A 14,733-nucleotide genomic window follows, 5' to 3' on the forward strand; every position below is an offset into this window, starting at 1 on the left:
GACGCACAGGTACGGACGAGCACGACGAGGACGGGGAGGGCGGCCGGGATGACCGGGGCGACGGCGGGGACGGGCACGGGGGCGGCGACCGGGGAGGCGGCGACCCGGGTGGTGCCGGCGGCGCGCGCGGGCGGGGACGCGGCGCGGGGCAGTCGGATGCCGTACGTCCCGGGGTTCGCGCGGTGGCCCGTGGCCGGTTCGCCGAAGGCGGAGGGCAAGGCGCTGCGCACGCGCGTTCCGCGGTCCGCGCACGCCGCCCTCGACCTGGACGCCGCCCGGCCGGACGCGGTGAGCGCGGTCGAGGAGTCCAGCCGCGGCCGGATAACGGGTCTCGCCCCGATCCGCGCCGGGCGGATGGCGGCCACGCCGTTCGCCTTCCTGCGCGGATCGGCGGGCCTGATGGCGTACGACCTGGCGCGCACGCCCGTGACCGGGATCGGCGCCCAGATCTGCGGCGACGCGCACGCTGCCAACTTCGGTCTCTACGGCGACGCCCGCGGCGGCCTGGTCATCGACCTGAACGACTTCGACGAGACGGTCCACGGCCCCTGGGAGTGGGACCTCAAGCGGCTCGCCGCCTCCCTCGTGCTCGCGGGCCGGGAGGCCGGCGCCGACGAGGACACCTGCCGCGAGGCCGCCCACGACGCGGCGGGCGCCTACCGGCGCACCATGCGGCTGCTGGCGAAGCTCCCCGCGCTGGACGCCTGGAACGCCATCGCGGACGAGGAGCTGGTCTCCCACACCGACGCCCACGACCTGCTCGGCACCCTCGAAAGGGTCTCCGAGAAGGCGCGGGCCAACACCAGCGGGCGCTTCGCCGCGAAGTCGACCGAGCCGACCGAGGACGGCGGGCGGCGCTTCGTGGACGCGGCGCCGGTGCTGCGCCGGGTGACGGACGCCGAGGCGGCGGCGGTCGCGGGCGCCCTGGAGGCGTACCTGGCCACCCTCTCCGAGGACCGGCTGCCGCTGCTGGCCCGGTACGCCGTGCACGACGTGGCCTTCCGGGTCGTCGGCACCGGCAGCGTGGGCACCCGGTCGTACGTCGTGCTGCTCCTCGACCACCGGGGCGAACCGCTCGTGCTCCAGGTCAAGGAGGCCCGGCCGTCCGCGCTGCTGCCCCACCTCGCCGCCGCCGGGTTCGAGGCTCCCGAGGCCGCGCACGAGGGCCGCCGGGTCGTCATGGGGCAGAAGCGGATGCAGGTGGTCAGCGACATCCTGCTGGGCTGGACCTCGGTCGAGGGACGGCCCTTCCAGGTGCGGCAGTTCCGCAACCGCAAGGGCAGTGTCGACCCCGCGGCCCTGGCCGCCGACCAGCTGGACGACTACGGCCGCATGACCGGCGCCCTGCTGGCCCGGGCCCACGCGCACAGCGCCGACCCGCGGACCGTCGCGGGCTACTGCGGCAAGAACGACGAACTGGACGAGGCGGTGGCCGCCTTCGCCGTCGCCTACGCCGACCGTACCGAGGCGGATCACGCGGAGCTGGTCGGCGCGGTGCGCACGGGGCGGATCGCGGCGGAGCTGGGGGTGTGAGGGGGGACGGGGACCGCGCGGGCGGCTCCCCGGGTCCGCAGGCCTTGGGGCCTGTCCGGCGGATCATGCCGCAGACGCGGGGTCTGGCACGCGCATCTGCGGCGTTGTCGTCGGTTGCCGACTCCCCCACGCTCGACTTCGCTCGCGCGGGGGGACCCCCATCGCGTCGGCGCCCTCCTCCGCCTTCAGCTGCACGCTCCCCATCGCCCCCGCTCACCAGCGCCGACGAGGTACCGCTTCTTTCCTGCGACCTGATCCGCCGGACAGGCCCTAGGCTGGTCGGGTGACGACGCCCGAAGCTGAGCCCGAGCAGGGGGGTGCGCCGCGTCCCGAGGAACGGCTGGAACAGGCCGTACGGGCCGCCGAGCAGGCACTCATCGAGTACGAGATCGCCCTGGAGACCTTCCGCGTGGAGGTCGAGAACTTCTCGCGGCTGCACGAGCAGCGGCTCGGCCCGGTGTACGCCCGGCTCGAGGAGCTGGAGGCGCAGATCCTGGAGGCGAGGGCGGCCCGCACGGGCGACGCCGACGACCTGCGCCGGGCGGACGAGGCGCGGGCCCGCCTGATGCCGATCCCCGGGGTCGAGGAGCTGCTGAACGGCTGGATGGACGGGGACGGGCTGTTCCCCGAGGCCACGTCGATGCTGACGGACCAGGCGGTACGGCCCCCGCAGCGGGTCCGGCCGAGCGAGGAGGCCCGCAAGCTCTACCGCGAGCTGGCCCGCAAGGCCCACCCCGACCTGGCCCAGGAGGAGGCCGAGCGGGTCCGGCGCGAGGAGTTCATCACCCGCGTCAACGCCGCCTACGCCCGCGGCGACGAGGCGGAGTTGCGCGAGCTGGCCGAGGAGTGGGCCGCCGGCCCGGTGCCCGAGCGGCGCCCGAGCCGCGGCGAGGAGCTGTACGTGCGCCTCGAATGGCTCGACCGGCGCAAGGAGCTGCTCACGCTGCTCGCCAAGGAGCTGGAGGAGAGCGCGATCGGCGCCATGCTCCGGCTGGCCCCGGACGACCCCGACCGGCTCCTCGACGAGATCGCCGAGCAGCTGGCGGCCCAGGTGCGCGAGCGGGAGGCCGAGCTGGCGGCGGCGCTCGCGGGGGACTGAACCGGGTGGCGGCTCCGGTAGCGTCTGGGGCATGAGTTTCGGAGCTGGTGTGCCCACGGTCGGGATCGAGGATCTCAAGGACGGCGACTTCCTGCTGGACGTCCGCGAGGACGACGAGTGGCAGGCGGGTCATGCCGCCGGGGCGCTGCACATTCCCCTCAGCGAGTTCGTGGCCCGCTACGGAGAGCTGGCCGAGGCCGCGCCGCAGGACGGCCGGGTGCACGTGCTCTGCCGTGTCGGGGGCCGTTCGGCGCAGGTCACCATGTACCTGGTCCAGCAGGGCGTCGACGCGGTGAACGTCGACGGCGGCATGCAGGAGTGGGCCGCGGCCGGGCGTCCCGTGGTGGACGACAAGGGCGGGCCGGGGCACGTTCTCTAGGCTGTCCCCCGCCGCATGTGGCGACGGCCACGATGCGGTCGGCCCACCGGGGGCTGTGCGGGTGGCCGGTCCTGAGTACCGTTCGCGTGCGAACGTCGCCGAGCAGCCGCGAGGGTGGCGCGTGGGCGCCCCCGGCGGGGCGGGCGGATGGACGGATCGGGACCGAACGGGGCGGAATGGACGCGTACGACAAGGGCTCGGACGCCCGGCAAGGTCGGAAGCAGGGGCAGGAGCAGGGGCCGGGGCAGGGCAGGCCGGACGGCGAAGCGGGTCCGGAGCGGACCGGCGAGCCGGCCGGGACCGCTGGGACCCCCGAACCCGCCGGTCCCCCCGAGCCCGCCGGGGCCCCCGGACCCGCCGGGACCCCCGAGCCTGCTGAGCCCGGCGAGGCCGCTGGGCCGGGTCGGCCCGCCGAGCGCGCCGCGACTGCCGAGCAGGCCGGTGCTGCCGAGGCGGCGGGGGCCTCCGGAGCCGTCGGGACGTCCGCGGGCACCGGGGTCGCCGGGCCCACGGGGGTCGCCGCGCTCTCCCCGCGCTACCAGGTCGGTGCCGTGGTCGCCCTCGCGGTGGTCGCGGTCGCCGTCTGTGCCCACATAGGCCTGGTGTTCCTGCACGTGGCCCCGTCCAACACCCTGACCAAGCAGCACGGTTCCGTGGTGGACGAGTGGGTCTTCCCCGAGTTCGAGCAGAACTGGAAGCTCTTCGCTCCCAACCCCCTCCAGCAGAACGTCTCCGTCCAGCTCCGCGCGGAGGTCAGCACGGCGGACGGCGAGATACGGACGACCCGCTGGTACGACCTGTCGGCCCAGGACGGCCGGGCCATCGACGGCAATCCGCTGCCGAGCCACACCCAGCAGAACGAACTGCGCCGGGCCTGGGACTTCTTCGTCGCCAGCCACGACTCCGAGGACCGCCCGGTGGGCCTGCGGGGCACCCTCTCCGAGACGTATCTGCGGCGCATCGCGCTTCTGCGGCTGGACCGTGACGGCGCCGCCGGACCCGGGGACGTCGTCGAGCGCGTCCAGTACCGTTCCCGCACGACCAACGTGGAGCCGCCGCCGTGGAGCGGCGAGAAGGTCTCCGACCGTCCGACCGTCCGCGAGCTGCCCTGGTGGTCCGTGGCCGCGGAGACCCGGGACACGAGGGCAGGACAGTCCGGGCAGTCCGGGCAGTCCGAGCGGGAAGGGGGCGTCGCGTGAACGCCGCCGTCCTCTGCGTCTCCCGCGGCATCGCCCGCGTCACGGGTGCCGCGCTCGGCCCGTACCAGAGCGCCGTGATCCGCATCGGTTTCAGCGCCACCTGGCTGCTCTTCCTGCTGCGCGAACTGCCCCACCGGAACGAGCTGTACGGCCCGGACGGGCCCTGGAGCCACGACCTCGCCGAGCAGTTGATCTCGGACAACGGCGCCTTCACGGCGTTGATGTGGTCGGACGGGCGGGCCTGGTTCGAGATCGTCTACGCGGTGGCCGTGCTGAGCAGCGTGCTGCTCCTGCTGGGCTGGCGCACCCGGACCATGTCCGTGCTGTTCATGGTCGGCGTGCTCTCGCTGCAGAACCGCAGCGTCTTCATGGGTGACGGCGGCGACAACGTCGTGCACCTGATGAGCATCTACCTGGTCCTCACCCGGTGCGGCCGGGTGTGGTCGCTGGACGCCCGCCGTGCCCGGCGCGCGGCGGCGGCACGCGCGCGTGGCGAGCGGGTCGGGGACCGGGTCGGGCCGGTGCTGTGGTGCGCTCTGGGCTTCCTGCTGCTCACGGTGACGCTGGCGGGCGGTCTCGACGGCGACTGGTTCGTCCCGGCGCTGCTGTGGGCGGTGTGGGTCGCGCTGGGCCTGTGGTGGGTCGTGGGGCGGGGCGCGGAGGGCAGTCAGCCGCGGATCCTGCTGGACGTGGTCACCAACATCGTGCACAACGGCGCGCTGGTCGTGATCATGGCCGAGGCCTGTCTGATCTACGCGACGGCCGGCTGGTACAAGATCCAGGGTTCCCGCTGGCAGGACGGCACGGCCGTCTACTACCCGCTGCACCTGGACTACTTCTCGCCGTGGCCCGCGCTCTCCGACGCGCTGGCCGCCAACGGCACGATGGTCATGCTCATCACGTACGGCACGGTCGCGGTCCAGGTCGCCTTCCCGTTCACGCTGTTCAACCGGCGGGTCAAGAACGTGCTCCTCGCCGCGATGATGATCGAGCACGCGGTGATCGCCGTGACGCTCGGGCTGCCGTTCTTCTCCCTGGCGATGATCGCCGCCGACGCGGTCTTCCTGCCCACCTCGTTCCTGCGCCGGCTGGGCGGCTGGGCGGCACGCGCGCGTGGCCGGCTGTCCGGCCGCGGGCCCTCGGGTGTCCTGGCCAAGGCGCCGGGCGGGGACGGGCACGGGCAGGGGGATCGGGACGGGCGTACGGCGACGGTGCCCGGTCCGCGGGCCCGGGAGGCCGAGGGGGCGGCGGCCGGAGCGGGCGTGGTGGACGGGAAGGACCCCGACCACACGCACGTAGGCTTCCGGGCATGACCGATCCCGGACCCGACTCCGGCCCTGCTCCCGGTCCGCCGGCCGCCTGGCACCGGAACGCCGGCCGGTGCGTGCTGCTGGACGGCTTCCACGCCCTCAAGCACGCGCTGCGCTTCGGCGCCGAGGTGCCGGTGGCGGTCACGAGCGACCGCGCGGGTGCCCTGGCCCTCGCCGACGAGCTGGCGCCGGACGTGCGCGAGGCGCTGGCGGGGCTGCTGACCGAGGTGTCGCACGTGACCTACGCGTCGCTCGTGGCGCGGCCGCACCCCACCGCGGTGGCCGCCCTGGCCGTACGGCCCTCCAGGGCGGCGGGCCTGGAGGCGCTGGCCCGCACGCCCCGCCGCGCCCCCGTCGTGGTCCTCGACCAGCCGCGCAACCTCGGCAACGCGGGGGCGGTGATCCGGCTGACCGCCGGGTTCGGCGCGACCGGCGTGGTCACCACCGGCACCCTCGACCCCTGGCACCCCACGGTGGTGCGCGGCGGGGCGGGGCTGCACTTCGCGACCGTGGTGGAGCGGCTGGAGGTGGCCGGGCTGCCGCAGGGGCCGCTGTTCGCGCTGGACCCGGAGGGCGAGGACATCCGGGGGCTGGAGCTGCCGGACGACGCGCTGCTCGCGTTCGGCTCCGAGCGCAGCGGGCTCACGCCCGAACTGCGCGCCCGGGCCGACCATCTGGTCGCACTGCCGATGCGCCCCCAGGTCTCCAGCTACAACCTCGCGACCAGTGTGGCCATGACGCTGTACCACTGGAGCGCCGGTGGGGGCGCACCGCAGGTGCCCTAGGGCTCTTGGTCTCAGGCCGGGCGGCGGACCTCCACCACCCGGAAGCGGTTGGCGACGAACGCGCCGTCGCACAGGGCCGCGTTGGCCGCCGGGTTGCCGCCGGAGCCGTGGAAGTCGGAGAAGGCCGCGGTCTGGTTGACGTACACCCCGCCGGTGAGGTTCAGGGAGAGCTGGGCCGCCTCGTCCAGGCAGACCTCCTGCACGGCCTCCTCGACCTCCGGGTCGGTCGTGTACGCGCCCACCGTCATCGCGCCCTTCTCCCGGACACTGCGGCGCAGCAGCTCCACCGCGTGGTCGGCGGAGTCGACGGCGACCGCGAAGGAGACCGGGCCGAAGCACTCGCTGGTGTAGGCGGCCTCGTCCTCGGGCTTGGCGCCGTCCAGCTTGACGATCACCGGGGTGCGCACGACCGCGTCCGGGAACTCCGGGTTGGTCACCTCGCGGGAGGCGAGGGCGACCTCGCCGAGACCGGCGGCGGCCTCCAGGCGGGCCTTGACGTCCGGGTTGACGATCGCGCCGAGCAGGGCGTTCGCGCGGGCGTCGTCGCCGAGCAGGCCGTCGACGGCGCGGGCCAGGTCGGCGGTGACCTCGTCGTAGGACTTGGCGCCCTGGTCGGTGCGGATGCCGTCGCGGGGGATCAGCAGGTTCTGCGGGGTGGTGCACATCTGGCCGCTGTAGAGGGAGAGGGAGAAGGCCAGGTTGGCGAGCATGCCCTTGTAGTCGTCGGTCGACTCCACGATCACCGTGTTGACGCCGGCCTTCTCCGTGTACACCTGGGCCTGGCGGGCGTTGGCCTCCAGCCAGTCGCCGAAGGCGGTGGAGCCGGTGTAGTCGATGACGCGGATCTCCGGGCGGGTGGCCAGGGTCTTGGCGATGCCCTCGCCGGGGCGCTCGGCGGCCAGCGCCACCAGGTTCGGGTCGAAGCCCGCCTCGGTGAGGACGTGGCGGGCGACCTGGACGGTGAGCGCCAGCGGCAGCACCGCGCGGGGGTGCGGCTTGACCAGGACCGCGTTGCCGGTGGCGAGGGAGGCGAACAGGCCCGGGTAGCCGTTCCACGTCGGGAAGGTGTTGCAGCCGATGACCAGGCCGATGCCGCGCGGGACGGGCGTGAAGCGCTTGGTGAGCGCGAGCGGGTCGCGCTTGCCCTGCGGCTTGGTCCACTCCGCCGTCTCGGGCGTGCGGGACTGCTCCACGTACGCGTAGGCCACGGCCTCCATGCCGCGGTCCTGGGCGTGCGGGCCACCCGCCTGGAAGGCCATCATGAAGGCCTGTCCCGAGGTGTGCATGACGGCCTGGGCGAACTCCATGGTCCGGGCGGCGATCCGCCCGAGGATCTCCAGGCAGACCATCGCGCGCAGCTCCGCGCCCGCGTCCCGCCACGCCTTCTGTCCCGCCCGCATCGCGGGCAGCAGCACGTCGAGGTCCGCGTGCGGGTATTCCACGCCCGGCTCGATCCCGTACGGGGAGACCTCGCCGCCCACCCAGCCGTCGGTGCCGGGCTGGCCGAGGTCGAGGCGGGTGCCGTGCAGGGCGTCGAAGGCGGCCTTGCCCGCGGCCGTGTCCAGGCTGCCGTTCTCCCCGTAGGCCTTGGGGTGCTCGGGGTGGGGGGACCAGTACGCCCGCGTGCGGATCGTCTCCAGCGCCAGGTCCAGGGTCGGCCGGTGCCGGGCGATCAGCTGGTGTGCGGTGAGTTCGGCGGCCATGCGGGACCAACTCCTCGTCTCACGAGCTCTCCGTCGAGTCGTGACCTGGGGGGGAAACCTGGGCAGAAACAGGCGGACACGGCTAGAGTAACCGAACGATCGGTCGGGACAAGGGGGACCGCCGCATCTGTGGAAAACCCCGTGCGGGAGGATCGCGCACATGACAGCACTCGACCTCAGCAGCCCCGTGGCCGTCGTCGGCACCGGCACCATGGGCCAGGGCATCGCCCAGGTGGCGCTGGTCGCGGGCCATCCCGTGCGGCTGTACGACGCCGCCGCCGGACGCGCCGGGGAAGCGGCCGACGCGATCGGCGCCCGGCTCGACCGGCTCGTCGAGAAGGACCGCCTCACCGGCGCCGAGCGGGACGCCGCCCGCGCCCGGCTCACGTCCGCCGAGACCCTGGCCGGACTCGCCGACTGCGCGCTCGTCGTCGAGGCGGTCGTGGAGCGTCTGGACGTCAAGCAGGAGCTGTTCCGCGCGCTGGAGGACGTCGTCGGCGACGACTGCCTGCTCGCCACCAACACCTCCTCCCTGTCCGTCACCGCGGTCGGCGGCGCACTGCGCGTCCCCGGCCGTTTCGTGGGCCTGCACTTCTTCAACCCCGCGCCGCTGCTGCCGCTGGTGGAGGTGGTCTCCGGGTTCGCGACCGACGCGGCGTCGGCCACGCGCGCGTACGAGACCGCCCGCGCCTGGGGCAAGACTCCGGTCGCCTGCGCCGACACCCCCGGGTTCGTCGTCAACCGCATCGCCCGGCCCTTCTACGCCGAGGCGCTCGCGGCGTACGAGGCGCGTGCCGCCGACCCGGCCACCGTCGACGCCGTGCTGCGCGGCTCCGGCGGCTTCCGGATGGGCGCCTTCGAGCTGACCGACCTCATCGGGCAGGACGTCAACGAGTCCGTCACGCACTCCGTGTGGCAGTCGTTCTTCCAGGACGCCCGCTTCACCCCGTCCCTGGCCCAGCGCCGCCTGGTCGAGTCGGGCCGCCTGGGCCGCAAGAGCGGACGCGGCTGGTACGACTACCGGGACGGCGCCGAACGTCCCGCACCGCAGACCGCCGCACCGGCCGGGGCGCCCGCGTACGTCGTGGTCGAGGGCGACCTGGGGCCGGCCGCCGAACTGGTCGGGCTGATCCGGGAGGCGGGCGTCGAGGTGCGTCCGGAGGACGGGCACGGCGCGGGAAGGCTCGTCCTGCCCGGCGGCGGCACGCTGTGCCTCACCGACGGTGAGCTGCCCGTGTCCGAGGACCTCGTCCACTTCGACCTCGCCCTCGACTACCGCGCGGCCACCCGGATCGCCCTGTCCGCCTCCGAGGACGTCCGTCCAGGTCTCCTGTCCGAGGCCACCGGCCTGTTCCAGGCGCTCGGCAAGGAGGTCAGTGTCGTCGGCGACGTTCCCGGCATGATCGTGGCCCGGACCGTCGCCCGGATCATCGACCTGGCCTTCGACGCCGCGGCCAAGGGTGTGGCCACCCCGCAGGACGTCGACACGGCGATGCGGCTGGGTGTGAACTATCCCCTCGGCCCCTTCGAATGGAGCCGTCGGCTCGGTGACACCTGGGCCTACTACCTGCTGGCCCACGTGCACGAGTGGGAACCGTCCGGGCGCTGCGCGCCGTCCCTGGCACTCCACCGCCACGCCGAGGCCGCCGAGGCCCGGGAGGACACCGCCTCATGACCACCGCCAAGCGCGACACGTACACGCCCGAGACGCTGCTGTCCGTCGCCGTGCAGGTCTTCATCGAGCGCGGCTACGACGGCACCTCCATGGAGCACCTGTCCAAGGCGGCGGGGATCTCCAAGTCGTCGATATACCACCACGTGGCGGGCAAGGAGGAGCTGCTGCGCCGGGCCGTGAGCCGGGCCCTGGACGAGCTCTTCGGGATCCTCGACGAGGAGCACGCGCGCGTGGGCTCCGCCGCCGAGCGCCTGGAGTACGTCGTGCGGCGCATGGTCGAGGTGCTCCTGGCGGAGCTGCCCTACGTGACGCTGCTGCTGCGGGTGCGCGGCAACACCGGCACCGAGCGGTGGGCGCTGGAGCGGCGCCGCGAGTTCGACCACCGGGTCGCCGCGCTGCTCAAGGACGCGGCGGCCGAGGGGGACGTGCGCGCGGACGTGGAGGTGCGGCTCGCGACCCGCCTCGTCTTCGGCATGATCAACTCGATCGTCGAGTGGTACCGCCCCGACGGTCCCGACGGCCGGGGCGGCGCCGGTGGCGGCGCGAGTGACGGCGAGAGTGGTGCGAGCGGCGCGGGTGAGCGCGAGGTGGTCGACGCGGTGGCGCGGCTGGTGTTCGGCGGGCTGCGCAAGGCGTCCTGAGCGGCCCGGGACGGGCGGGGCCCGGCCTGTCGGCCCCGCCGCCGGTCAGCCCTGCGGTTCGAGGTCCTCGGTCTCGAAGACCAGCAGGGTGCGGGTGCTGAGCACCTCGGGGATGGCCTGGAGGCGGCTGAGCACCAGCTCGCGCAGGGCCCGGTTGTCCGGGGTGTGCACCAGCAGCAGGACGTCGAAGTCGCCGCCCACCAGGGCGATGTGCGAGGCCCCGGGCAGCTGCCGCAGTTGGGCGCGGACCGTCCGCCAGGAGTTCTGGACGATCTTCAGGGTGATGTAGGCCGAGGTGCCGTGCCCGGCGCGCTCGTGGTCGACGCGGGCGCCGAAGCCGCGGATGACACCGTCCTCGACGAGCCGGTTGATGCGGGCGTAGGCGTTCGCGCGCGAGACGTGCACCCGCTCCGCGACCGACCGTATCGAGGCCCGGCCGTCCGCCTGGAGCATGCGCAGGATGTCCTGATCGATGGCGTCCAGCGGGCGCGGGGGCGGCGGGGCACCGGGCTCGTCCGGGCCGCCGCCCTCACCGGGGCGATCGGCCATTTGTTCAGATGCCACGTGCCCCCGCCTTCCCCTCATGGACGTACTGCGTCCATCTCAGGCTGTGGAGAACCGTTTGTCCACAGCCTGGGGCCGCATGTAGCCAAAATGTGCCGACGACCGAACAATCGGTAGGTGAGGCCCGTCACACCCGTGGCGAGCCCGGAGCCGTCTCCCACGAGGAGGTGCCGTCATGACGGTCATGGAGCAGCGGGGCGCGTACCGGCCCACACCGCCGCCCGCCTGGCAGCCCCGAACCGACCCCGCGCCGCTGCTGCCCGACACGGAGCCCTACCGCGTCCTCGGCACCAAGGCCGCGGACCGCGCCGACACCGAGCTGCTGCGCACGCTGTACGCGCGGCTGGTGCGCGGCCGGCGCTACAACGCGCAGGCCACGGCGCTGACCAAGCAGGGCCGGCTGGCCGTCTACCCCTCCAGCACCGGCCAGGAGGCGTGCGAGATCGCCGCCGCGCTGGCCCTGGAGGAGCGGGACTGGCTCTTCCCCAGCTACCGCGACACCCTCGCGGTCGTCTCCCGCGGCGTCGACCCCGTCGAGGCCCTCACCCTGCTGCGCGGCGACTGGCACACCGGCTACGACCCCTACGAGCACCGGGTCGCCCCGCTGTCCACGCCGCTGGCCACCCAGCTGCCGCACGCCGTGGGACTCGCCCACGCCGCCCGTCTGAAGGGCGACGACGTGGTCGCGCTGGCCATGGTCGGCGACGGCGGCACCAGCGAGGGCGACTTCCACGAGGCGCTGAACTTCGCCGCCGTCTGGCGGGCCCCGGTCGTCTTCCTCGTGCAGAACAACGGCTTCGCGATCTCCGTCCCGCTCGACAAGCAGACCGCCGCCCCGTCGCTGGCCCACAAGGCCGTCGGCTACGGGATGCCCGGCCGCCTGGTCGACGGCAACGACGCCGCCGCGGTGCACGAGGTCCTGTCCGACGCCGTGCGCCACGCGCGCGCGGGCGGCGGTCCCACCCTGGTGGAGGCGGTGACGTACCGCGTCGAGGCGCACACCAACGCCGACGACGCCACCCGCTACCGGGGCGACGCCGAGGTGGAGACCTGGCGCCGGCACGACCCGGTCGAGCTGCTGGAGCGGGAGCTGACCGAGCGCGGCCTGCTCGACGAGGACGGCATCCGCGCCGCCCGGGAGGACGCCGAGACCATGGCCGCCGACCTGCGCGCCCGCATGAACCAGGACCCCGAGCTGAACCCCCTGGACCTGTTCGACCATGTCTACGCCGAGCCCACACCGCAACTGCGCGAGCAGCAGGCGCAGCTGCGCGCGGAGCTGGCGGCGGAGGCCGAGTCCGAGGCGGGTTCCGCGTCCGGTCCACAGGAAGGCGGACACCGATGACCACCGTCGCCGTCAAGCCGGCCACCATGGCGCAGGCCCTCACGCGCGCACTGCGCGACGCCATGGCCGCCGACCCGGGCGTGCACGTCCTCGGTGAGGACGTCGGCACCCTCGGCGGCGTCTTCCGGATCACCGACGGGCTCGCCGCGGAGTTCGGCGAGGACCGCTGCACGGACACCCCGCTCGCCGAGGCCGGCATCCTCGGCACGGCCGTCGGCATGGCGATGTACGGGCTGCGCCCGGTCGTCGAGATGCAGTTCGACGCCTTCGCCTACCCGGCGTTCGAGCAGGTCGTCAGCCATGTCACCAAGATGCGCAACCGCACGCGGGGGAAGATGCCCCTGCCGCTGACCATCCGCATCCCCTACGGCGGCGGCATCGGCGGCGTCGAGCACCACAGCGACTCGTCCGAGGCGTACTACATGGCGACTCCGGGGCTCCATGTCGTCACGCCCGCGACGGTCGCCGACGCCTACGGGCTGCTGCGCGCGTCCATCGCCTCCGACGACCCGGTGGTCTTCCTCGAACCGAAGCGGCTGTACTGGTCGAAGGACTCGTGGAACCCCGAGGAGCCGGCGTCCGTTGAACCGGTGGGCCGCGCGGTGGTGCGGCGCTCCGGCCGGAGTGCCACGCTCATCACGTACGGGCCGTCGCTGGCCGTCTGCATGGAGGCGGCCGAGGCGGCCCGGGCCGAGGGGTGGGACCTCGAAGTCGTCGATCTGCGCTCCCTGGTGCCGTTCGACGACGAGACGGTGTGCGCTTCGGTGCGGCGGACGGGACGAGCGGTCGTCGTCCACGAGTCGGGTTCCTTCGGGGGCCCGGGCGGGGAGATCGCGGCCCGGGTCACGGAGCGCTGCTTCCACCACCTGGAGGCGCCGGTGCTGCGTGTGGCCGGGTTCGACATCCCGTATCCTCCGCCGATGCTGGAGCGTCACCACCTGCCCGGTGTGGACCGGATCCTGGACGCCGTGGGGCGCCTGCAGTGGGAGGCCGAGAGCTGATGGCACACGCTTGTGACGGGCACGTTCTGGAGTTCAAGCTGCCCGACCTCGGTGAGGGGCTCACCGAGGCGGAGATCGTGCGCTGGCTGGTCGAGGTCGGCGACGTGGTCGCCGTGGACCAGCCGGTCGTCGAGGTCGAGACGGCCAAGGCGATGGTCGAGGTGCCCTGCCCCTACGGCGGCGTGGTCACCGCCCGCTTCGGCGAGGAGGGCACCGAGCTGCCCGTGGGGGCGCCGCTGGTGAGCGTCGCGGTGGGCGAGGGCCCGGCGGCCGCCGCCGGCCCGGCGCGGGACTCCGAGACGGATGCCGGTGCCGCCGGGACACCGGCCACCGAGACGCCCGCCGCGCAGACGAAGGCGGAGGGCTCCGGCAACGTCCTGGTCGGCTACGGCACCTCAGAGGCGCCCGCGCGGCGGCGCCGGGTGCGGCCCGGGCAGCAGGCCGCCACCGGCGCGTCCGGGCGGGCGAACGGCCGGGTCCTCGGCGCCGGTGCGGTGGACGGGCCGGTGCGTGCCGTCGAGCCGGTGGACGGGCCGGTCCCGGTCATCTCCCCGCTGGTGCGCAGGCTGGCCCGGCAGCACGACCTGGACCTGCGTGAGCTGACCGGTTCAGGACCGGACGGGCTGATCCTGCGCGCGGACGTCGAGTACGCGGTGCGTGCCGCCGCCGCACAGGGCGGCCGCACGGCTGATCCGGAGGCCGGGACGAGCCGGGTGGCGCCGGATGCCGCGTCCGCCGGCCTCTCCTCCGCGTCCGCCGCATCCTCCGCCTCGCGCTCCGAGGGCACCCGCGTCCCCCTCAAGGGCGTACGCGGAGCCGTCGCCGACAAGCTCTCCCGCAGCCGGCGCGAGATCCCGGACGCGACCTGCTGGGTGGACGCCGACGCGACCGAGCTGATGCGGGCGCGCACCGCGATGAACGCGTCCGGCGGCCCGAAGATCTCCCTGGTCGCCCTGCTGGCCCGGATCTGCACGGCCGCCCTGGCCCGGTTCCCGGAGCTGAACTCGACGGTCGACACCGAGGCCCGGGAGATCGTCCGGCTCGACCGGGTCCACCTCGGCTTCGCCGCCCAGACGGACCGGGGCCTGGTCGTGCCCGTCGTCCGGGACGCGCACACCCGGGACGCCGAAGCGCTCACCGCGGAGTTCGCCCGGCTGACCGAGGCGGCCCGCGCGGGCCGGCTGACCCCGGGCGAGCTGACCGGCGGCACCTTCACGCTGAACAACTACGGCGTGTTCGGCGTCGACGGCTCCACGCCGATCATCAACCACCCCGAGGCGGCCATGCTCGGCGTCGGCCGCATCGTCCCCAAACCCTGGGTGCACGAGGGTGAACTGGCGGCCCGTCAGGTCGTGCAGCTCTCGCTCACCTTCGACCACCGGGTGTGCGACGGCGGTACGGCGGGCGGTTTCCTGCGGTACGTGGCGGACTGCGTGGAACAGCCGGCGGTGCTGCTGCGGACCCTGTGACCGGGGTGATGACGCCCACAAGATGACGGT

General features: G+C 74.1%; 13 protein-coding genes. 11 read left to right on the forward strand and 2 right to left on the reverse strand.

Features of this window, described 5'->3' with window-relative positions; all coding sequences use genetic code 11:
* Positions 1-48 precede the first annotated feature (48 nt).
* The 6 genes from ACZ7MF_RS27315 (at position 49) to ACZ7MF_RS27340 (ending at position 6,305) form a co-directional block, all read left to right on the forward strand.
* A complete protein-coding gene (locus ACZ7MF_RS27315; RefSeq protein ID WP_471480516.1) occupies positions 49-1,533 on the forward strand; it encodes a DUF2252 domain-containing protein in 1,485 nt (494 codons plus the stop codon).
* Between the two features lie 283 nt (positions 1,534-1,816).
* Positions 1,817-2,632, forward strand: a complete 816-nt coding sequence (locus tag ACZ7MF_RS27320) for a hypothetical protein (RefSeq protein WP_471480518.1) — start codon at positions 1,817-1,819, stop codon at positions 2,630-2,632.
* A gap of 49 nt (positions 2,633-2,681) precedes the next feature.
* Positions 2,682-3,011: a rhodanese-like domain-containing protein gene (locus tag ACZ7MF_RS27325; protein WP_356862255.1), complete on the forward strand. Its 330-nt coding sequence runs from the start codon at positions 2,682-2,684 to the stop codon at positions 3,009-3,011.
* Positions 3,012-3,187: 176 nt separating this feature from the next.
* A complete protein-coding gene (locus ACZ7MF_RS27330; RefSeq protein WP_471480520.1) occupies positions 3,188-4,210 on the forward strand; it encodes a DUF5819 family protein in 1,023 nt (340 codons plus the stop codon).
* The gene (locus ACZ7MF_RS27335) at positions 4,207-5,523 is read left to right on the forward strand and encodes an HTTM domain-containing protein (RefSeq protein ID WP_471480522.1); all 1,317 of its coding nucleotides are present in this window, start codon (positions 4,207-4,209) and stop codon (positions 5,521-5,523) included. Before ACZ7MF_RS27330 ends, ACZ7MF_RS27335 begins: the two co-directional genes overlap by 4 nt.
* On the forward strand, positions 5,520-6,305 hold the full coding sequence (locus tag ACZ7MF_RS27340; protein ID WP_471480523.1) for a TrmH family RNA methyltransferase: 786 nt from the start codon (positions 5,520-5,522) through the stop codon (positions 6,303-6,305). The genes ACZ7MF_RS27335 and ACZ7MF_RS27340 overlap by 4 nt, the downstream gene beginning before the upstream one ends.
* Positions 6,306-6,316: 11 nt before the next feature.
* Here ACZ7MF_RS27340 and paaN read toward each other — a convergent pair whose 3' ends face one another.
* Positions 6,317-8,008 carry a phenylacetic acid degradation protein PaaN gene (paaN, locus tag ACZ7MF_RS27345; RefSeq protein ID WP_471480525.1) on the reverse strand — a complete coding sequence of 564 codons (1,692 nt, stop codon included), beginning with the start codon at positions 8,006-8,008 and terminating at the stop codon, positions 6,317-6,319.
* A gap of 160 nt (positions 8,009-8,168) precedes the next feature.
* Between paaN and ACZ7MF_RS27350 the strand changes: the two genes are divergently transcribed.
* The gene (locus ACZ7MF_RS27350; RefSeq protein WP_471480527.1) at positions 8,169-9,683 is read left to right on the forward strand and encodes a 3-hydroxyacyl-CoA dehydrogenase; all 1,515 of its coding nucleotides are present in this window, start codon (positions 8,169-8,171) and stop codon (positions 9,681-9,683) included.
* Entirely contained in the window at positions 9,680-10,324 is a 645-nt protein-coding gene (locus ACZ7MF_RS27355; protein WP_356862042.1) for a TetR/AcrR family transcriptional regulator, read from the forward strand. The genes ACZ7MF_RS27350 and ACZ7MF_RS27355 overlap by 4 nt, the downstream gene beginning before the upstream one ends.
* A 45-nt stretch (positions 10,325-10,369) precedes the next feature.
* Here the strand turns inward: ACZ7MF_RS27355 and ACZ7MF_RS27360 are convergent, their stop codons facing one another.
* Positions 10,370-10,873, reverse strand: coding sequence for an Lrp/AsnC family transcriptional regulator (locus tag ACZ7MF_RS27360; RefSeq protein ID WP_356862044.1), 504 nt, complete (start codon positions 10,871-10,873; stop codon positions 10,370-10,372).
* A 190-nt stretch (positions 10,874-11,063) separates the two neighbouring features.
* Here ACZ7MF_RS27360 and pdhA point away from each other — a divergent pair, with 190 nt between their 5' ends.
* Genes pdhA through ACZ7MF_RS27375 form a run of 3 tightly spaced genes read left to right on the forward strand, consistent with a single transcriptional unit; the run spans position 11,064 to position 14,703 of the window.
* Positions 11,064-12,233, forward strand: a complete 1,170-nt coding sequence (gene pdhA, locus ACZ7MF_RS27365) for a pyruvate dehydrogenase (acetyl-transferring) E1 component subunit alpha (RefSeq protein ID WP_471480529.1) — start codon at positions 11,064-11,066, stop codon at positions 12,231-12,233.
* Complete coding sequence (locus ACZ7MF_RS27370; protein WP_356862048.1) at positions 12,230-13,234, forward strand: alpha-ketoacid dehydrogenase subunit beta; 1,005 nt, start codon at positions 12,230-12,232, stop codon at positions 13,232-13,234. The genes pdhA and ACZ7MF_RS27370 overlap by 4 nt, the downstream gene beginning before the upstream one ends.
* A complete protein-coding gene (locus tag ACZ7MF_RS27375) occupies positions 13,234-14,703 on the forward strand; it encodes a dihydrolipoamide acetyltransferase family protein (RefSeq protein ID WP_471480531.1) in 1,470 nt (489 codons plus the stop codon). Before ACZ7MF_RS27370 ends, ACZ7MF_RS27375 begins: the two co-directional genes overlap by 1 nt.
* The last annotated feature ends 30 nt before the right edge of the window (positions 14,704-14,733 follow it).

Source organism: Streptomyces sp. NPDC111628, from assembly GCF_055635195.1.